Below are 598 nucleotides of genomic sequence, written 5' to 3'. Positions count from 1 at the left end.
AATGGTGGATGTGGATAGATGCAGAAAGTAAGCAAAGTCCTTGTGGGTCGATATAGAATAGACAAAGCAACAGATAGAAGGGCAAAAATAGAGAAGGTAAACGAAGGAAAAAGGTGAGCAGAGCTACTCACCTTGGGGTAAATGTTTTTCCAGCTCGTCGTTTTCGACTTGTAACGCCGCCACCCAGTACGAGATCAGCGCTGTTAAGTTGGCATCATCCAACTCTCGGAGGAGCTGTTTTAACTCATTCAGTAATTGCGCGTTCATAAAATGCATCTCTTTATAATTACCGAGAGTAGCAATTCCCGTTTTGTTGGCGTGTTCTGCGATAAAGTCGTCGCCATTTTGATCAAAAAATAGATCGACCATTTTTTTGATCATCACTTTTTCTATTTTAACGAACCGATAGGCTGATCGAGCAATATTCATATGTGAATGAGGATCGACAAGCGGTAAACACGTTTGGCGATGGTGCGCCATTTTAATGAGTAATTCCCTTACTCGCGTATTATTCAATGTCATACTGACCTCTTTTTCAGTATTTCAGCATTATGCTTTGGTATGTGTGAATATTCATCAATGGTTCTGAATAAGAATG

General features: G+C 40.3%; 1 protein-coding gene. It reads right to left on the bottom strand.

Annotation, left to right across the window (positions count from 1 at the left end):
- Positions 1-123: 123 nt before the first annotated feature.
- Entirely contained in the window at positions 124-522 is a 399-nt protein-coding gene (locus R7Z77_RS26875; protein WP_025502162.1) for a hypothetical protein, read from the bottom strand.
- Between the last annotated feature and the right edge of the window lie 76 nt (positions 523-598).

Source organism: Vibrio sp. 1401 (assembly GCF_033340295.1).
Note: the sequence above shows the minus strand (reverse complement) of the source record. Positions and strands in the feature narration are given on the sequence as shown.